Below are 17,834 nucleotides of genomic sequence, written 5' to 3' on the forward strand. Positions count from 1 at the left end.
TGGTCACGGCGTCGGCAGTGACGCCTCGATCAGCTCGACGATCTCGGGGGCGTCCGGCTCGGTCTTCGGGCGGAACCGGTGCACCGAGCCGTCCGGGGTGACGACGAACTTCTCGAAGTTCCATGTGATCCGGCCGGCCTTGCCGTCGGCGTCCGGCGCCTTGGTCAGCTCGGTGTAGAGCGGGTGCTGGGAGCGGCCGTTGACCTTCGTCTTCTCGAACATCGGGAACGTGACGCCCCAGGTGGTCGAGCAGTACTCGGCGATGGCCTCCTCGGAGCCGAGCTCCTGCAGGAACTGGTTGCTGGGGAAGCCGAGCACGGTGAACCCGCGGTCGCCGTAGGTCTTCTGGAGCTCTTCGAGCTTCTCGTACTGCGGCGCCAGGCCGCACCGCGAGGCGACGTTGACCACGAGCTTCACCTTGTCCGCGTACGCGCCGAACGTGGTGGGGTCGCCGTGCAGCGTGGTGAGCGGGATCTCGTTGAGGGACATGCCTCGGTCAACCATCATGTGTGACCTGCGCATTCCCTCAGGTGTGGCGGACGTGCTCGACGATGCCGTCGGCTGCCGCCTCGATCTGCGCCAGGCAGTCCTCGAAGTCCTGCCGGCCGCCGTACCAGGGGTCGGCGACGTCGAGGTCACCGACGGCGTCCGGGTCGAAGGATCGGAAGAGCAGGGGCTCGATCCCGAGCCGTCGCAGTGCGCGCGCGTGCGCGTTCGTCATCGCCAGGACGAGGTCCCGCTGGTCACCGGCCTGCACCTGCCGCGCCCGGTGTCCCTCACCGGTCGGGTAGCCGTGGGCCTCCAGGACGGACCGGGCGCGGCGGTCGACCGGGTTGCCGTGCTCCTCGTCGCTGGTCCCGGACGAGTCGACCACCACGCGGTCGGCCAGGCCCGCGGCGGCGAGCCGCCGGCGGAGCACGATCTCGGCCATCGGGGAGCGGCAGATGTTGCCGGTGCAGACGACCATGACGGTGTAGGGGTGCGGCACCCGCTCATGATCTGCGACGGACGTCACGAAACACCACTCGTCGGGCGCGGGTTGTGCGAAGCATGCGAGCCATCACCTACTCCCGCTACGGCGGCCCCGACGTCCTCGAGCTCACCGAGCTGCCGACCCCCAAGGTCGGTCCCGACAGCGTCCTCGTGCGCGTCCGGGCCGCATCCGTGAACCCGGTCGACTGGAAGGTCCGCGCGGGGTACCTCGACCCGATCATGGACATCGGCTTCCCCGCGGTCCCGGGCTGGGACGTCGCCGGCGTGGTCGAGCGGGTCGGCCTGGACACCCCGGAGCTGGCCGTCGGCGACGAGGTCTACGGCTACGTCCGCCGCGACTGGCTGCACGGCGGCACGTTCGCCGAGTTCGTGGCCGCCCCGGTCCGGACCCTCGCGCGCAAGCCCGCGAACCTCACCTTCGAGGAGGCCGCCGCCGTGCCGCTCGCCGGCCTGACCGCCTACCAGACCATCCGCCGCGCGGGCGTGACCGCCGGTCAGACGGTCCTCGTGCACGCCGCCGCCGGCGGGGTCGGCGCCTTTGCCGTGCAGATCGCGCAGTCGCTCGGCGCCCGGGTCATCGGCACGGCGTCCGCGCGCAACCACGAGTACCTGCGCGGCCTGGGGGCGTCGCCCGTGGAGTACGGCGACGGGCTCGTCGGCCGGGTCCGGGCTCTGGCCCCCGAGGGCGTCGACGTCGTGCTCGACTACGGCGGCGACGACCTGGTCGGGACGACTCGCGCGCTCCTGGCCGACGGCGGCATCGTGGCGTCGATCGTCGACGCCGCCGCGCGCGACGAGCTGGGCGGCCACTACGTCTGGGTCCGACCGAGCACCGAGGACCTCGAGGCCCTCACTGCTCTGATCGAGGCCGGCACGGTGTCCGTCGACGTGACCGAGGTGTTCGAGCTCGCCGACGCGGCCGCCGCGCACGAGGCCAGCCAGACCGGTCACGTCCGCGGCAAGGTCGTCGTCCGCGTCCACTGACCTGCCCGCCCCCCACGGCCCGCGTCCTCTCGGAGGCCGCGGGCCGTCGTGCTTGGCAAACGCGTAATAGTCGAGATATATTCTGATTCGAACATTCGACGTCGGACCCAGGAGGAGCCATGGCAGCGCGCAGCCGCAGCAACCCGCTGGCCCTCGCCGTGCTCGCGCTGCTGTGGGAACGCCCGATGCATCCCTACGAGATGTCGATGACGCTGCGCGAGCGGCGCAAGGACGAGTCGGTGCGGCTGAACTTCGGCTCGCTCTACTCGGTGGTCGACTCGCTGGTGAAGCACGGGCTGATCGAGGCGGCGTCGACCGAGCGCGACGGCAACCGCCCCACGCGCACGATCTACCGGATCACGGAGGCCGGGGCGACGGAGGCCATCGACTGGCTGACCGACCTGGTGCGCACGCCGGTCAAGGAGTTCCCGCAGTTCGAGGCGGCGCTGTCGTTCCTGCCTCTGCTGGGGCCCGACGACGTGGTCCGGCTCCTCCGCCTGCGCCTGGCCTCGCTCGAGCGGCAGGTCGCCGGGCTCGAGGCGACGCTGGCCGACGCGGCGGCGATGGGCCTGCCGGCGATCTTCTCGCTGGAGAGCGAGTACGAGGCCGCGATGGTCCGCGCCGAGCTGGCCTTCGTCACCACGCTGGCGACGAGCATCGCGGACGGCTCGTTCGAGGGCGTCGACCTCTGGCGCGACCTGCACGCGCGCGCCGCTGCGCACGGCGGACTCGACCCCGACGATCTGGCGGAGGTGCTCGGTCCCTATCTGAGCGCTCCGTAACAAGGTCGGCCCAGGTGCTGGAACACCCGGGCCGACCACCACGAACCGACCGGGACCCGTGAGGGCACCTGCGCGATCCGCCGCACGAATCAGCATAGGTGGCAGCTCGGTCGGACCTTCCGCCGTCCTTCGTGAAGGAACGGACGGCACGACCGAGAGAAGGCACCACCATGCCTGCAGCACCCGTGGTCGAGGCACTCGACCTCGTGAAGACGTACCGGGGCGGCCGCGGCCGGCCCGACGTCCAGGCCCTCGACGGCCTCACGCTCAGCATCCCCGGCGGCACCGTCCACGGGCTGCTCGGCCCCAACGGCGCCGGCAAGTCCACCACGACGAAGGTGCTCACCACCCTCGCGCGGGCGACCTCCGGCACCGCCCGCGTGGCCGGTCACGACGTCGTCCGCGAGGCCGACGCCGTCCGCCGCCGCATCGGCTACGTGTCCCAGGGCACCGGCGCCGACCCGCTGCTGAGCCCGCGCGAGAACCTCGTGATGGCCGCGCGCCTGCGGGGGCTGTCCCGGTCCGCGTCGACGGACCGGGCGGCCGCACTGATCGACCGGTTCGGGCTCGCCGAGGCCGCCGACCGCGGTGCCGGCAAGCTCTCCGGCGGCACGCGCCGCAAGCTCGACGTCGCGCTCGGCCTTGTCGGCACCCCGCAGGTCCTGTTCCTCGACGAGCCCACCACCGGGCTCGACCCTGAGGCGCGGGCGGCCATGTGGGAGGAGATCCGGCGTCTGGCCGGCGAGGACGCGCTGACCGTCGTGCTCACCACGCACTACCTGGAGGAGGCGGACCGGCTCGCCGACGGGCTCACCATCGTCGACCGCGGGCGCGTCGTCGCCGAGGGCTCGCCCGAGTCGCTGAAGGCCACGCTCGAGGGGGACACCCTCACGGTCGAGCTGGTCGAGCCCGTGGAGCCGGCCGTGCGGTCCGCCGTCGGGTCCATCACCGCGCTGCGCGACGTCGTCGTGCACGTCGAGGGGCCCACGGGCCGGCTCGTCGCGCGGACCACCGACGGGCCGGCCGTCGTCGGCACCGTCATCGCCGCCCTGCAGGCGGCCGGCGTGCAGCACGGCGCCGTGGCCGTCTCCCGTCCCACCCTCGACGACGTCTACCTGCGCCACGCGGGGCGCTCGTGGACGTCGGCCGAGGCCCGCCAGCTGGAGGTCGTCCGATGAGCACCACCACCCTCGACCGCGCCCCGTGGGTCGTCCAGACCTCCGAGGTCACCCGCCGCTGGACCGTGGACGCGATCCGCCAGCCGTGGGGCCTCGGCGTCGCGATCATCCAGCCCGTCGTCTGGCTGGTCCTGTTCGGCAACGTGTTCTCGTCGGTCGCCACCGTGCCCGGCTTCGGGGCCGACGACTACATGACGTTCCTGGTCCCCGGCATCCTCATGATGACCGTCCTGTACTCGGGGGCCTGGGCGGGCACCGGCTTCATCGACGACATCACCAGCGGCGTCATGGACCGGATGCTCACCTCGCCGGTGTCCCGGTCGTCGCTGGTGGCCGGGCAGCTGGTGCAGCAGCTGCTCGTCTGCGTGGTCCAGGGGGTCTGCGTCATCGGGATCGGCGCCCTGGCCGGCGCCCGGTACGACGGCGGGATCGGCGCGATGGCGCTCGCGATCGGGGCGTCCCTGCTGCTCGCGGCCGCGTTCTGCTCGCTGTCCGCCGCCGTCGCGCTGCTGGCCCGCGACCAGACCGCGCTCATCGGCATCTCGACCATCATCGTGCTGCCGGCGACGTTCCTCTCGACCGCGCTCATGCCCGCCGCGCTGCTGCCCGACTGGGTGCAGACGGTCGCGCGCTACAACCCGCTGACGTGGGCCACGGAGATCGCCCGGACCGCGATGTCATCGTCGGTGGACTGGTCCGTGGTGGCCAGCCGCGGCGCCCTGCTGCTGGCCCTGGCGGCCGTGGTGGCGTGGTGGTCGGTCCGCGCGATGCGCACGTACCAGCGCTCGCTCTGACCACACCTGCAACGTCCGCACTCGAGGGGGTTCGGACCCACTCGAGTGCGGACGTCGTCGATCCACCACGCCCGACGTCCGCACTCCATCGGGCTCCGGCCCCATCGAGTGCGGACGTTGTGCGTCAGTGGCGTCAGTGGCTGGTCGTGCGGCCGAAGTGGAACTTGGCCGTCGCCGGGCTGCTCGGCCAGCGGCTGGTGACCACCTTGCCGCGCGTGTAGAACCGGACCGACTCGGGGCCGTAGATGTGGCTCTCGCCGAACAGCGAGTTCTTCCAGCCGCCGAAGGAGTGCCAGCCGACGGGCACGGGGATCGGCACGTTGATGCCGATCATGCCGACCGTGACGGCCCGCTGGAACGTCCGGGCCGCGTCGCCGGAGGACGTGAACAGCGCGGTGCCGTTGCCGTACGGGTTGGCGTTGACCAGGGCGATCGCCTCGGCCAGGTCGGCCACCCGTATGACGACCAGCACCGGCCCGAAGATCTCCTCGGCGTACGCCCGCATGTCCGTGGTGACACCGTCGAGCACCGTGGGGCCGACGAAGAACCCGTTCTCGTGACCGGCGACCGTGTGCCCGCGGCCGTCGAACCGCGCGGACGCGCCGTTGTCGACCGCGTCGGTGACGATCTCCTCGATCCGCAGCTGCGACGCCTTGGTGATCACGGGGCCCATGTCGCTGTCCGGGTCGGTGCCGGGTGCCACGCGGACCTTCGCCGCAGCGGCGGTGAGCCGCTCGATCAGCGCGTCGGCGATCTCGTCGACCACGACCGCCACCGAGATCGCCATGCACCGCTCGCCGGCCGCGCCGAACGCCGCGCCGGTCAGGTGGGTCGCCGCGAGGTCGAGGTCCGCGTCGGCCAGCACGACCGCGTGGTTCTTGGCGCCGCCGAGCGCCTGCACCCGCTTGCCGTGCGCGGTCGCGGTCGCGTGCACGTGCTGCGCGATGGGCGTCGAGCCGACGAACGACACCGCGTCGATGTCGGGGTGCGTGAGCAGCGCGTCGACGGCCACCCGGTCGCCCTGCACCACGGAGAAGACGCCGTCGGGAAGCCCGGCCGCCTTCCACAGCTTGGCCAGGAACAGCGACGACGACGGATCGCGCTCGGACGGCTTGAGCACGAACGCGTTGCCCGTGGCGATGGCCATCGGCGACATCCACAGCGGCACCATCGCCGGGAAGTTGAACGGCGTGATCCCGGCGACGACACCCAGCGGCTCCCGGAACGAGAACACGTCGACGCCGGTGGCAGCCTGGTCCGTGTACTCGCCCTTGAGCAGCTGCGGGATGCCGCAGGCGTACTCGATGACCTCGAGGCCGCGCGCGATCTCCCCGTGCGAGTCCGCCAGCACCTTGCCGTGCTCCGCCGTGATGATCGCGGCGAGCTCGTCGGTGTGCTGGATGATCTGCTCGCGCAGCGCGAACAGCACCGCGGCGCGCTTGGCCACCGGTTCCTGCGACCACGTCTGCGCCGCCGTCACCGCCGCCGCGACGGCCGCGTCGACGTCGGCCTGCTCCGCGAGGAGCACCCGGCCCGACACCTCCCCGGTCGCGGGGTCGTACACGTCCTGGGTCCGGGACCCGTCGGGCGTCGTCACCTGGCCCCCGACGACGTGACCGATGAGCGGAGCAGTATCGACGAGCGCGGACATCAGGGGCCTCTTTCGTGCCGGATCCGACGGCGTTGCCGGACCGGGCCAATCTAAGTCCGCCGTCAAGAACGTGGGGTCGGTCGCGGCTGTTCGGACGGCGGCAGACCGTCGCACCCTCGTCGAGAACAACATGAGACGCGCCATGGAGGGCCATCACACTGTTCATGTTGTTCTGAATGGTTCCAGCACCCCGGCGGCGCATCGCGCGTCAGGGGCGCAACGTCCGCACTCCTGCGGGTCGGCGGCCGGTCGAGGGCGGACGTCCCGGGGCGGGTCAGTCGCGGGCCGTGAGGACCAGGGGGCCGTCCGGGGTGATCGCGATCGTGTGCTCGGCGTGGGCGGCCAGCGAGCCGTCGCCGGTGCGGATGGTCCAGCCGTCGGGGTCGATCGTGTACTCGTCGCCACCGGCCATGAACCACGGCTCGATGGCGATGACCAGGCCCGGCTTGAGCTTCAGGCCCGTGCCGGGCCGGCCGAGGTTGGGCACGTGCGGATCCTCGTGCATGGTCCGGCCGACGCCGTGGCCGCCGAAGTCGGCGTTGATCCCGTACCCGCCGGCGCGGCCGATGGTGCCGATGGCCGACGAGATGTCGCCCATCCGCGCGCCGGCGCGTGCCTTCGCGATCCCGGCGTCGAGCGCGCGCTCCGTGGTCTCGATGAGCGCGGTCACGGCCGGGTCCTGCGTGCCGATCTGGAACGTCAGCGCGGAGTCGGCCACCCAGCCCTGCAGCTGCGCGGCGAAGTCGATGCTCAGCACGTCGCCGTCGGCGAGCACGTAGTCGGACGGCAGCCCGTGCAGGGCGGCGTCGTTGACGGAGGTGCACAGCACCCCGGGGTACGGCATCGCGCCGAAGGACGGGTGGTAGCCCAGGTATACCGAGTGGGCGCCGGCCGCGTCGATCATCCGGTGCGCGTGGGTGTCCAGCTGCTTGAGGCTCATCCCCTCGCGGGCGACGTCACGCAAGGAGGAGAGCACGCCGGCGACGAACTTGCCGGCAGGACGCATCTGGTTGATCTGAGCAGGGTTCTTGAGGGCCACGGGCTCCACCCTGCCACGAAGCGGGCAGGCAACAGCCCGTGGGCCGGACCTCCGAGGAGGCCCTGCCGCGAAGGACGAGGTCGCGGCTCCCACGGGCTGCGGTGACTGCCATGGATTCGCTCGCCGGCCCGATGGACCTGCGGGCGGATCGTCTGTGCAATCCGTCCGAGTACTGATCGGGCGACTAGCGGACAGTCACCTCACGCGTCCTGGAATCGAACATGTCCTGGACCACCTCCTTCCCGTGTCCGACGAACGTACGTCCGGAATCGGCGGACGCCAAGGGGTTTTCCCGGTGGCGAACTCGGGAACACGTGGCGACGCTGGACCGATGATCTCCGCACTGCACGTGCTGCTGGCCAGCTCCGACCCGGCAGCCGACCGGGCGTTCCTGCGCGACGTGCTCGGGTGGTCGTCGGTCGAGGACGCGACCTCGGGTGACGGGTGGCTGATCTTCGCGCTGCCGCCGACGGAGCTGGGCGTGCATCCGGGCGACAGTGCCGACGGCGCGACGCTCCACCTCATGTGCGACGACCTCGACAACACCCTCGCCGCGCTCGCCGCCCAGGGGGTCCGACCGCTCGACCACCCGCGCACCGAGGACTGGGGTGTCGTCACCCGGATCCCGCTGCCCAGCGGCGGCGCGCTCGGGCTGTACGAGCCGCGGCACCCGTCGCCCCTCACGGTCTTCGGCGGACCCGCCGTGCGTGAGCCCGTCACCCGCCACGCGGGCCTCGAGCTCTCGCTGTCGACGACGGTGCTCGAGGCGCGCGACGCCAACGCGCTGGCCGACTTCTACCGCCGGCTGCTCGGCTGGCGCGTGATGGGCGAGGAGCCCGGCTGGGCCCTGCTCCGGCCGCCCGCGGGCGGGACCGGCGTCGCGTTCAGCTCGGACCCCCTCTACGAGCGCCCGGTCTGGCCGGCGACGACCGACCACCAGCAGATGATGGAGCACCTCGACATCTGGGTGAACGACATGGCCCGGGGCGTCGAGCACGCGCTGGCCGAGGGTGCGACGCTCGCCGGCTTCCAGCCCCAGGACGAGGTCCGCGTCATGCTCGACCCTTCCGGCCACCCGTTCTGCCTGTTCGAGAGCTAGAGACGTCGAGAACTAGCGCCGAGCCACTCCGCGAAGGTGACGCGGCCGTCGGCGTGCTCCGGTGTCAGGTGCCCCCCGTCGCGGAACCCGCGCAGCCGGCCGGGCACCGGGACCGACCACACGGGCCGCCGGCGGCCGGTCGCGTCGAGGAACGTGCGCATGAGCTCGGCGACGTCCAGGATCTGCGGCCCGCCCAGGTCGGCGACCCTGCCCGAGGGTCCCGCCTCGACCAGCTCCAGCAGCCGCGCCGCCACCTCGCGGACGTCGACCGGTTGGTCCTGCAGGTCCGTCGGCAGCACGGCGACCGGACCGCGCGAGAGGCTGTCCAGCAGGTTCGCGACGAAGTCGTGGAACTGGGTCGCCCGCAGGATCGTCCAAGGGATCCCGCCGTCCTCGACGAACTCCTCGACGCGGCGCTTCACGCCGTACAGCGCGAGCTCGACGGCATCGACGCCGACGATCGAGATGTAGACCAGGTGCTCGACGTGCGCGGCCCGGCAGGCGACGAGCAGCTGGACGGCGGCGTCGAGGTCGTGGTCCGGCTTGCGCGGGTCGCTCGCGCAGTGCACCACCGTGCGGACGCCGGCCAGGGACTCGGGCAGCCCGTGGCCTGTGAGCAGGTCGCCGACCACCCACTCGACCGCGTCCGGCACGGCCGGCGTGCGCGGACGGCGGCTCAGCACCCGGACCGGGCGGCCCGCATCGAGCAACGTGTGGACCAGGGCGCGGCCCAGGGTCCCGGTGCCGCCCGTGACCAGGATCGGGGGTTCGTCGTCGGCCATGCCCGCCATCCTGACCCACGGCAGGCCGCCGACGAACCCCCCACCCCGCCGCTCGTGCGACGTCGGCTCACACGAGCGGCGGGGCGTCGATCACTCGTGGGCGACCAGGAACTGCGTGTACGCGGGCACCGTGAGGAACGTCGGGAAGTCCTCGGCGAGGGCGACCTGCCGGAACAGGTCGGCCGCGTCCTCGAAGCGGTCCCCGTCCCACCGCGGCAGCTCGGCCAGCACCTGTGCGAGCACCTGCTCGACCCGCGCGGCGTCGATCCGCGTGCCCTCGGCCGTGACGACCTCCTGGTGCACCCACTGCCAGACCTGCGAGCGCGAGATCTCGGCGGTCGCCGCGTCCTCCATGAGGTGGTCGATGGCGACGGCGCCGATGCCCCGCAGCCACGCCTCGAGGTACCGGACGCCCACCGAGATGTTGCCGCGCAGCCCGCCGTCGGTGACGGCCCCGGGCTCGCCGCCGCCGGCCGACGGGATGTCGAGCAGGTCCGCGGCGGTCACGTGCACGTCGGCACGCAGGAGGTGGCGCTGGTCGATGCGGTGGCCCAGGGCCTCGTCGAACACCTCGCGCGCGACGGGCACGAGGTCGGGGTGGGCGACCCAGGTGCCGTCGTACCCCTGCCCGGCCTCGCGCTGCTTGTCGGCCCTGACCTGCGCCAACGCCCGCTCGGTGACCTCCGGGTCGCGACGGTCCGGGATGAACGCGCTCATGCCGCCGATGGCCTGCGCGCCCCGCTTGTGGCAGGTGGCGACGAGCAGCTCGGTGTACGCCTTCATGAACGGGACCGTCATCGTCACGCTGCCCCGGTCGGGCAGGACGAACCGCGGTCCGCGAGCGCGGAAGTTCTTGATGACGCTGAAGATGTAGTCCCAGCGCCCCGCGTTGAGCCCCGCGCAGTGGTCGCGCAGCTCGTAGAGGATCTCCTCCATCTCGAACGCGGCCGTGATGGTCTCGATGAGGACCGTCGCGCGGATCGTGCCGTAGCGCAGGCCCAGATAGGCCTCGGTGAAGCGGAAGACCTCGTCCCACAGCCGCGCCTCCAGGTGCCCCTCGAGCTTGGGCAGGTAGAGGTACGGTCCGCGGCCGGAGTCGATCAGGGCCTGCGCGTTGTGGAACAGGTACAGGCCGGCGTCGACGAGGCTCGCCGACGCCGCGCACGTCTGACCCGCACGGTCCGTGAACTCGAGGTGCTTCTCGGTCAGGTGCCAGCCGCGGGGCCGGAACACGATCGTGGGAGTCACCGGGCCGACCGTGTACTCCTTGCCCTCGGGCGACGTGAAGTCGATCTGCCCTCGGATCGCGTCGAAGAGCGACGCCTGCCCGCCGACGACGTTGGTCCACGTGGGGCTGGTGGCGTCCTCCATGTCCGCCAGCCAGACCTTGGCGCCGCTGTTCAGCGCGTTGATCGTCATCTTGCGGTCGGTGGGGCCGGTGATCTCGACGCGACGGTCCTCCAGGCCGGGCCCGGGACCAGCGACGCGCCAGCTCGGGTCCGCCCGGATCCCCGCCGTGAGCGGCAGGAAGTCGGGGTCGGCACCGTTGGAGAACCTGGTGCGGCGGTGCTGGCGGCCGAGCAGCAGGTCGTGGCGTCGGCCCGAGAACCGGATGTGCAGGTCGGTGAGGAAGTCGATGGCCTCGGAGGTGAGGATCTGGTCGGACCCGGCGACGGCCGGCCCGGCGAGCGAGAGGTGGGCGCGGATCAGCGGCGGGGGGATGGTGATGGTCATGGTCGTGCTCCTGGTCTTCGTGCAGGTCAGTGGGTGAACTGGGCCGTCTCGGTGCTGCCCGCGAGCGCGAGGGTGGCGCTCTCCGGGGAGATCGCCGTGGCGACGCGGTCGAAGTAGCCGGTGCCGACCTCGCGCTGGTGGCGCGTGGCGGTGTAGCCGTCGGTCTCGGAGGCGATCTCGGCCTCCTGCAGCTCGACGTACGCGCTCATGCCGCGCTCGGCGTAGCCGCGGGCAAGCGAGAACATCGAGTGGTTGAGGGCGTGGAACCCGGCCAGGGTGATGAACTGGAAGACGTACCCGTGGCCGGCCAGCTCCCGCTGGAACCGCGCGATCTGCAGGTCGTCCAGCTGCGAGCGCCAGTGGAACGACGGCGAGCAGTTGTAGGCCAGCAGCTTGCCGGGGAAGCGGTCGTGGATCCGCTCGGCGAACTCGATGGCCAGCGCCGCGTCCGGCGTCGACGTCTCCACCCAGATGAGGTCGGAGTGCGGCGCGTAGGCCTCGGCGCGTGCGACGACGGGATCGAGGCCCGGGCGGACCCGGTAGTAGCCCTCGGCCGTCCGCTCCCCGGTGAGGAACGGCTCGTCGCGGGGGTCGACGTCCGAGGTCAGCAGGTCGGCTCCGAGGGCGTCGGTGCGGGCGACGACGACGGTCGGCACCCCGGCGACGTCGGCCGCGAGCCGCGCCGCGGACAGGGTCCGCACGTGCTGCGACGTCGGCACCAGCACCTTGCCGCCCAGGTGGCCGCACTTCTTCTCGGCCGCGAGCTGGTCCTCCCAGTGCACGCCGGCCGCGCCCGCGGAGATCATCGAGTGCATCAGCTCGTAGGCGTTGAGCGGCCCACCGAAGCCCGCCTCGGCGTCCGCGACGATCGGCGCCAGCCACTCCCGGGTCCGACGGCCGTTCTCGGCGAACTCGATCTGGTCAGCACGCAGCAGCGCGTTGTTGATCCGGCGCACGACGGACGGCACCGAGTTGGCCGGGTACAGCGACTGGTCCGGGTAGGTCTGGCCCGACAGGTTGGCGTCGGCGGCCACCTGCCAGCCGGACAGGTAGATCGCCTCGAGGCCGGCGCGGACCTGCTGCACGGCCTGGTTGCCGGTCAGCGCACCCAGCGCCGGCAGCAGGGTGCGGGAGTGCAGGAGCTCCCAGAGGCGCTCGGCCCCCCGGCGGGCGAGCGTGCTCTCCTCGCGGACGGAACCGCGGAGGGCGACGACGTCCTCGGCCGTGTGGGTGCGGCGGATGCCGGCCCAGCGCGGGTCGAGGTCCCAGCTCGCCGCGAGCTCGGCCGCGGTCTGCGTCTGGTCGCCGTGCCTGGTGGTGCTCATGGTGTCCTCCGTCATTGGGGCGTTCTTCTCGGCCCTTCGGCCTGACCTCGACTTTCCTCGGTAGTCAGCAGTTCTTCCCCGGCAATGTCCGCAGAAGATCGGCGTTCCTTCTCCTGGACAGAAGCGCAGACGCCGGGCGATGGTGGACGGCATGACGACGACGGCCAACGGCGGCCTCGACACGCTGGTGCTGGGACGACGGATCCGGCACCTGCGCACGGGCCGGAACATGACGCTCGACGACCTCGGCACGGCCATCGGCCGCGCGCCCTCGCAGGTCTCGATGCTGGAGAACGGTCACCGCGAGCCCAAGCTCTCGCTGCTTGCGCAGGTGGCTGAGGCGCTCGACGTCCCGCTGTCCGAGCTGCTGCGCACCGAGCCGCCCACCCGACGGGCCGCCCTGGAGGTCGAGCTCGAGCGGGCGCAGCGCGGTCCGCTGTTCGCATCGCTCGGGGTCTCACCGGTGAAGGTCGGCCGGTCCCTGCCCGCCGACGCCCTCGAGGCGCTGGTCCGCCTGCAGGCCGAGATCCAGCGCCTGCTCACCGAGAACGCGGCCACACCGGAAGAGGCCCGCCGCGCGAACGCAGAGCTGCGGATCCGGATGCGCGCGCAGGACAACTACTTCCCCGAGCTCGAGGACCACGCCCGCCGCCTGCTCGCCGCGATCGACCATCCCGGCGGGCCTCTGTCGCAGCGGGCCACGGCCGACATCGCCGCGCACCTGGGCTTCGCGCTGCACTACGTGCCCGACCTGCCGCACTCGACCCGGTCGGTCACGGACCTGGCGAACGGCCGCATCTACCTGCCCCAGGGCAACCCCGGCACCAGCGACGCCCGCTCACCGCTGCTGCAGGCCATCGCGAGCCACGTGCTGGGCCACGCGGAGCCCAAGGACTACGGCGACTTCCTGCGGCAGCGCGTCGAGGCCAACTACCTCGCGGCCGCGCTGATGCTGCCCGAGGACGGCGCCGTCCCGTTCCTGCAGGAGGCGAAGGCCGAGCGCCGGCTGTCGGTGGAGGACCTTCGCGACGCCTTCGCCGTGCCCTACGAGACCGCCGCCCACCGCTTCACCAACCTGGCGACGCGTCACCTGGGCATCCCGGTGCACTTCATGAAGGTCCACGAGGGCGGCACGCTGCACAAGGCCTACGAGAACGACGGCGTGAAGTTCCCGGCCGACCCGCTGGGCGCCATCGAGGGGCAGCCCGTCTGCCGGCAGTGGACGGCCCGTGTGGTCTTCACGCTGCCCGACCGGTTCTCGCCGTACTACCAGTACACCGACACGTCGTCGGGAACGTACTGGTGCACGTCTCGCGTGCAGACGTCGTCGCAGGGCGCGTTCTCGGTGTCCGTCGGGGTGCCGTTCGCGCACGTCCGATGGTTCCGCGGCCGCGAGACCACGGAGCGTGCCGCGTCGAGGTGCCCGGACCCGATGTGCTGCCGGCAGCCCCCGACCGACCTGGCCGAGCGCTGGTCCGACAAGTCCTGGCCGAGCGCCCGCCCGCACGCGTCCCTGCTGGCCGCGCTGCCCGTCGGGGTGTTCCCGGGGGTGGACACGACCGAGGTCTACCGGTTCCTGGACCGGCACGCGCCGCAGGCGTGACGCGAGCTCACGCCGCGGCGGTCGAACCGACGACGACGCGCTCCGCCGCCCACTGCGCGACCTCGGCCGGGAAGAGGTCGCCGGGGAGCCCCGGGATCGTCGCCCACACGGTCGTGCCGTAGCGGGCGTTCGCCCACATGATCGCGTCGAGGAGCATCTCGTCCTGGTCCGCGGCGTCCTCGACGGGGAACCGTCGGGCCTTCGACACGTGCGAGACGTCCGCGACGGTCCAGCCGGACGCGCGCCAGTCGCGAGCGGCCGCTTTGGTGCGATGGGCGAGGTAGACGCCGGCACCCACGCCCGCGGCCTTGGCCTTGGCGACGAGGTGCCAGGAGTTGACCAGACCGACGTCGAGGAGCGCGTCGTGCGCCTTGCCCATGCTGAACCTCCGAGAGCGATTTCCGTCCGACGCCCTCGCGCCTTTTCCAGCATGGCGGACCCGAACGGTGCTCGCGGAGGGCTGAAGTCCCAGAGAGCGTCTCGTCAGGCGACGGCGGGGTGTCGGGCGTCGGGGGCCAGGGCCGAGGCCAGCCCAAACCGTGCGGCGAGCACGTCGACCCGCACGATCCCCTCGACGCCGAGCTCGCGGTGCACGCCGAGAAGTGCGGGCATGAGGTTCTCGTGCGGCACCGGCACGGTCGCCTCGAGGAGGGTCTCGGTGCCCTCGGTCACCACGTACGACATCGCAGGCCCGAACTCGTCGGCCGGCGCGACGCGGAACCGCACCGACCCGACCTCGACCGGCGACGGGATCGGCTGGCCGGCCACGTGCCCGATCTCGAGCAGCGCGCGGATCGCCCGGGCACCGTCCGCGTCCAGCCCGGCCGACGCGTCGAGCGAGTCCAGGTCCGCGAGCACCACGCAGGACTCCGTCGGCTCGTCGGACCCCGGGTGCCACGACGCGTCGACCTCGAGGGCGAGGAAGCCGCCGCTCACCGAGAACGCCTGACGGATGAGCGCCGCCCGCTCGTCGGCGGACAGACCGCGCATGGGGTGCCGACGGGTGGTGCCGGCAGATCCGCAGGAGCACGAGAGAGTGATCATGCGCCCAGCGTGCAGGCGACCACTGACACTCAGGTGCCGAGCGCCAGGAACTGGTGCACGAACGCGATCGCCATGCCGCCCTCGCCCACCCCGGCCGCCACCCGCTTCACGGATCCCGACCGCACGTCGCCGGCGGCGAAGATGCCCGGCACCGTCGTCTCGAGCGCGAACGGCTCCCGCTCCTGCGCCCAGCCGCCCGACACGCGGGCCGCGGGGCCGGTCAGCACGTAGCCGTGGTCGTCGCGCGCCACGTCGGCGGGCAGCCACGACGTGACCGCGTCGGCACCGATCATCACGAACAGCACCTCGGCCTCACGTTCGACGACCGCGCCCGCCCGGCGGTCGGCGACGTCGATCTGCTCGAGGTAGTCGCCGCCACGCAGCCCGACGACCTCGGACCGGGTCTCGACGGTGATGTGGCGGCTCGAGGCGATCTGGTCGATCAGGTACTGCGACATGCTCGCGGCGAGCGACTCCCCCCGGACCACCAGCGTCACGCTCCGCGAGAACCGTGAGAAGAACAGGGCCGCCTGCCCCGCGGAGTTGCCGGCGCCGATGATGAAGACGTCCTTGCCGTGCGCGAGGCCCGAGTCGCTGCGTGCAGCTCCGTAGTACACGCCCTTGCCGACGAAGCGGTCGATGGCCTCGAGCTCGACGTGACGCCACTCGACCCCCGACGTCAGCAGCACGACCTTGGCGCCGATCCGGGCGCCGCCGTCGAGCGTGAGGGTCCGGGACGCGGGGTCGACCGCCTCGACCTCCCGGGTGACGACGATCTCGGCGCCCAGCCGCTTGGCCTGGCGCATCGCCTTCGCCGCGAGCTCGTCGCCCGAGACCCCGAACGGGAACCCGGTGTAGTTCTCGATCCGCGTCGAGGTGCCCGCCTGGCCGCCCGGGGCGAACTTCTCGATGACGAGCGTGCGCAGCCCCTCGGCGGCACCGTTCACGGCAGCCGTCAGCCCGGTGGGCCCGCCGCCGATGATCACCACGTCGTACTCGTCGTGGACCGGGAAGACCGGCAGCCCCGCCGCGAGCGCGACGGCCCGCACGGTCGGGTCGACCAGCCGTCGGCCGTCGGCCAGCTCCACGACGACCGTCCCGTCCGCGTTCACCGTGTCGAACGAGATGCGGTTCCGATTGAGGAACGTCCGCAGCTCGTGCACCCGCGGGTCGACCAGGGGGCCGATCACGACCACGTCCGGCGTGGGCTTCTCGGACGCGAGCTCCTTGAGCCCCTCCATCCGGCCCTTGGCCAGGGCACCCACCGTGGCGACCACCTGCGGAGCCATGCCCGCCAGCGTGAAGAACGTCCCGACGTCCACCTTGAGCATCCGCGACGGCTCGACCGCCACGCAGCTAGCCGGCATCGCCATGCTGAGCATCACCGGCACCTCGCCGTACAGCTCGCCGGGGCCGCGCGGACCGATCACCCGCTCGACGCCGTTGACCTCCTTGGTGAGCTCGACGCGACCCTCGACCACGACGAACAGCGCGCGCTCGTCGCCCTCGTGCACCGCGTACTCGCCAGGCACCAGCGCGATGTCCTCGACGGCCCGGGTCAGGAAGTCGAGCTGGTCCGACGTGAGGTCGGCGAACAGCGGGATGGCGGAGAGCTCGGCGGCGCTGATCACGGGACCTCATGGTGGCGAGGGGACTCAGAACCACCGCATCGTCGCAGATGAGCAGGCGGCATACTCGCAACCGTGGGAGTCGACGAGGGTGCCGTGACCGAGCTCCTGCACCTCGCTCACCGCGACGAGTGGGAGGCAGCCCTGCGCGCCGGCTCCTACCGCGTCTCCACCCGCGGCCGCACCCTCGACGACGTCTGCTTCGTCCACGCCTCCCGGCCGAACCAGGTCGCGCGCGTCGCCGAGGCCTTCTACGCCGACGACCCGGCCGACCTGGTCGTGCTGGTCCTCGACGAGTCGGCGATCAGGCGCGCGGGTGTCGCCGTGGTCGAGGAGGACGGCGGCACGGGCGAGCTGTTTCCCCATGTGTACGGCGCGATCGACCCCGCGTGGGTGGTCGAGGTCCGACCGGCCTGGTTCGACGACGAGGGCCGGTTCCGCACCTGACGCCTGCGACGGCGGTCAGGCCGACGCCTGTCGACGTGCTCGGACGATCAGCGGGATCCCGACACCGAGACCGACGACGAGCAGCGCGACGAGCCACCAGACCCACGCCGGCGTTCCGCCGGTGTCGGACTCCGCCGCGTCGTCGACCGACGGGGACGGGGACGGCGTGGGTGTGCTCGTCGGAGTCGGAGTCGGAGTCGGCGTGGGCGTCGGGGTCGGGGTCGGCGTGGGTGTCGGCGTGGGTGTCGGCGTCGGCGTGGGCTCAGGAGCCACCGCCGTCTCGGTCGGCGGGGTGGTCGGCACGGGGGCGACGACCGTCTCCGTCGGCGTCGGCACCGGAGCGGGCTCCTCGGTGGCGGTCGGCTCCGGCGTCACGGTCGGGGTGGGCCGAGACGGGAGCGTGGGCGTCGGCAGCGACGGGATCGTGACGGTCGGCGTCGGCAGCGACGGGATCGTGACCGTGGGCGTGGGCACCGTGAACGTCGGGGTGGGGAGGCTGATCCCCCCGCCGTCGCACGACGCGACCAGCAGAACGGCGAGCAGCACGCCGACCGCCCCGGAGAGCCGACGGGCGAACTTCTGCGGTGCGGTCACGGCACGCCCCTCTCGGCGACACATCCCACGGCACGCGATGCCGGGGGTCCGGAAGGCGTGGCCCGACCGTACCGATGAGCGGGGGGCGCTGGAAAGGGGCCGGGACCAGGCAGTTTGTCCAGGTCCCGTCGGATCTGCGAGGCGACGTCGCCCGCGG

The 17,834-nt window shown here is 72.3% G+C and carries 18 protein-coding genes; 7 read left to right on the forward strand and 11 right to left on the reverse strand.

The genetic code is table 11. The annotated features are described in order from the left end of the window. Nucleotides 1-3: 3 nt before the first annotated feature. Both AC1DWH_RS11310 and AC1DWH_RS11315 read right to left on the reverse strand, forming a co-directional pair. On the reverse strand, nucleotides 4-489 hold the full coding sequence (locus tag AC1DWH_RS11310; protein WP_477093755.1) for a glutathione peroxidase: 486 nt from the start codon (nucleotides 487-489) through the stop codon (nucleotides 4-6). 37 nt (nucleotides 490-526) lie between these two features. Next, nucleotides 527-967: a low molecular weight protein-tyrosine-phosphatase gene (locus tag AC1DWH_RS11315; RefSeq protein WP_477093965.1), complete on the reverse strand. Its 441-nt coding sequence runs from the start codon at nucleotides 965-967 to the stop codon at nucleotides 527-529. An 83-nt stretch (nucleotides 968-1,050) separates the two neighbouring features. On the opposite strand from AC1DWH_RS11315, the gene AC1DWH_RS11320 reads away from it, so the two are divergent. From AC1DWH_RS11320 to AC1DWH_RS11335, 4 genes are all read left to right on the forward strand, one after another. After that, nucleotides 1,051-1,977: an NADP-dependent oxidoreductase gene (locus AC1DWH_RS11320; RefSeq protein ID WP_477093756.1), complete on the forward strand. Its 927-nt coding sequence runs from the start codon at nucleotides 1,051-1,053 to the stop codon at nucleotides 1,975-1,977. 119 nt (nucleotides 1,978-2,096) lie between these two features. Next, nucleotides 2,097-2,759, forward strand: a complete 663-nt coding sequence (locus AC1DWH_RS11325; RefSeq protein WP_456844936.1) for a PadR family transcriptional regulator — start codon at nucleotides 2,097-2,099, stop codon at nucleotides 2,757-2,759. 170 nt (nucleotides 2,760-2,929) lie between these two features. Next, nucleotides 2,930-3,937, forward strand: a complete 1,008-nt coding sequence (locus tag AC1DWH_RS11330; RefSeq protein WP_477093757.1) for an ABC transporter ATP-binding protein — start codon at nucleotides 2,930-2,932, stop codon at nucleotides 3,935-3,937. Further along, complete coding sequence (locus AC1DWH_RS11335) at nucleotides 3,934-4,731, forward strand: ABC transporter permease (protein ID WP_477093758.1); 798 nt, start codon at nucleotides 3,934-3,936, stop codon at nucleotides 4,729-4,731. Before AC1DWH_RS11330 ends, AC1DWH_RS11335 begins: the two co-directional genes overlap by 4 nt. A 133-nt stretch (nucleotides 4,732-4,864) precedes the next feature. On the opposite strand, the gene AC1DWH_RS11340 is transcribed toward AC1DWH_RS11335, so the two are convergent. Together AC1DWH_RS11340 and map are read right to left on the reverse strand one after the other, a co-directional pair. After that, a complete protein-coding gene (locus AC1DWH_RS11340) occupies nucleotides 4,865-6,382 on the reverse strand; it encodes a CoA-acylating methylmalonate-semialdehyde dehydrogenase (RefSeq protein ID WP_477093759.1) in 1,518 nt (505 codons plus the stop codon). A gap of 274 nt (nucleotides 6,383-6,656) precedes the next feature. Further along, nucleotides 6,657-7,421, reverse strand: a complete 765-nt coding sequence (gene map / locus AC1DWH_RS11345) for a type I methionyl aminopeptidase (protein ID WP_456847400.1) — start codon at nucleotides 7,419-7,421, stop codon at nucleotides 6,657-6,659. Nucleotides 7,422-7,752: 331 nt separating this feature from the next. Between map and AC1DWH_RS11350 the strand changes: the two genes are divergently transcribed. Next, nucleotides 7,753-8,520 carry a VOC family protein gene (locus AC1DWH_RS11350; protein WP_477093760.1) on the forward strand — a complete coding sequence of 256 codons (768 nt, stop codon included), beginning with the start codon at nucleotides 7,753-7,755 and terminating at the stop codon, nucleotides 8,518-8,520. Here the strand turns inward: AC1DWH_RS11350 and AC1DWH_RS11355 are convergent. From AC1DWH_RS11355 to aceA, 3 genes are all read right to left on the reverse strand, one after another. Further along, entirely contained in the window at nucleotides 8,517-9,302 is a 786-nt protein-coding gene (locus AC1DWH_RS11355) for an SDR family oxidoreductase (RefSeq protein ID WP_477093761.1), read from the reverse strand. The two genes, AC1DWH_RS11350 and AC1DWH_RS11355, sit on opposite strands and share 4 nt — an antisense overlap. 90 nt (nucleotides 9,303-9,392) lie before the next feature. Then, nucleotides 9,393-11,036, reverse strand: coding sequence for a malate synthase A (aceB, locus tag AC1DWH_RS11360; RefSeq protein WP_477093762.1), 1,644 nt, complete (start codon nucleotides 11,034-11,036; stop codon nucleotides 9,393-9,395). Between the two features lie 26 nt (nucleotides 11,037-11,062). Continuing rightward, complete coding sequence (aceA, locus tag AC1DWH_RS11365) at nucleotides 11,063-12,361, reverse strand: isocitrate lyase (RefSeq protein ID WP_477093763.1); 1,299 nt, start codon at nucleotides 12,359-12,361, stop codon at nucleotides 11,063-11,065. A 151-nt stretch (nucleotides 12,362-12,512) separates the two neighbouring features. Between aceA and AC1DWH_RS11370 the strand changes: the two genes are divergently transcribed. Next, nucleotides 12,513-13,964: a helix-turn-helix domain-containing protein gene (locus AC1DWH_RS11370; protein WP_477093764.1), complete on the forward strand. Its 1,452-nt coding sequence runs from the start codon at nucleotides 12,513-12,515 to the stop codon at nucleotides 13,962-13,964. A 7-nt stretch (nucleotides 13,965-13,971) separates the two neighbouring features. On the opposite strand, the gene AC1DWH_RS11375 is transcribed toward AC1DWH_RS11370, so the two are convergent. From AC1DWH_RS11375 to AC1DWH_RS11385, 3 genes are all read right to left on the reverse strand, one after another. Then, nucleotides 13,972-14,343: a hypothetical protein gene (locus AC1DWH_RS11375; protein ID WP_477093765.1), complete on the reverse strand. Its 372-nt coding sequence runs from the start codon at nucleotides 14,341-14,343 to the stop codon at nucleotides 13,972-13,974. A 104-nt stretch (nucleotides 14,344-14,447) separates the two neighbouring features. Continuing rightward, nucleotides 14,448-15,008, reverse strand: a complete 561-nt coding sequence (locus tag AC1DWH_RS11380; RefSeq protein WP_477093766.1) for a hypothetical protein — start codon at nucleotides 15,006-15,008, stop codon at nucleotides 14,448-14,450. A gap of 29 nt (nucleotides 15,009-15,037) precedes the next feature. After that, nucleotides 15,038-16,639: an FAD-dependent oxidoreductase gene (locus AC1DWH_RS11385; RefSeq protein WP_477093767.1), complete on the reverse strand. Its 1,602-nt coding sequence runs from the start codon at nucleotides 16,637-16,639 to the stop codon at nucleotides 15,038-15,040. 72 nt (nucleotides 16,640-16,711) lie between these two features. Between AC1DWH_RS11385 and AC1DWH_RS11390 the strand changes: the two genes are divergently transcribed. After that, nucleotides 16,712-17,083: a DUF952 domain-containing protein gene (locus tag AC1DWH_RS11390; RefSeq protein ID WP_477093768.1), complete on the forward strand. Its 372-nt coding sequence runs from the start codon at nucleotides 16,712-16,714 to the stop codon at nucleotides 17,081-17,083. A 15-nt stretch (nucleotides 17,084-17,098) separates the two neighbouring features. Here the strand turns inward: AC1DWH_RS11390 and AC1DWH_RS11395 are convergent, their stop codons facing one another. Further along, entirely contained in the window at nucleotides 17,099-17,677 is a 579-nt protein-coding gene (locus tag AC1DWH_RS11395; protein WP_477093769.1) for a hypothetical protein, read from the reverse strand. Between the last annotated feature and the right edge of the window lie 157 nt (nucleotides 17,678-17,834).

It is taken from the genome of Cellulomonas sp. P2_F12 (assembly GCF_056403775.1).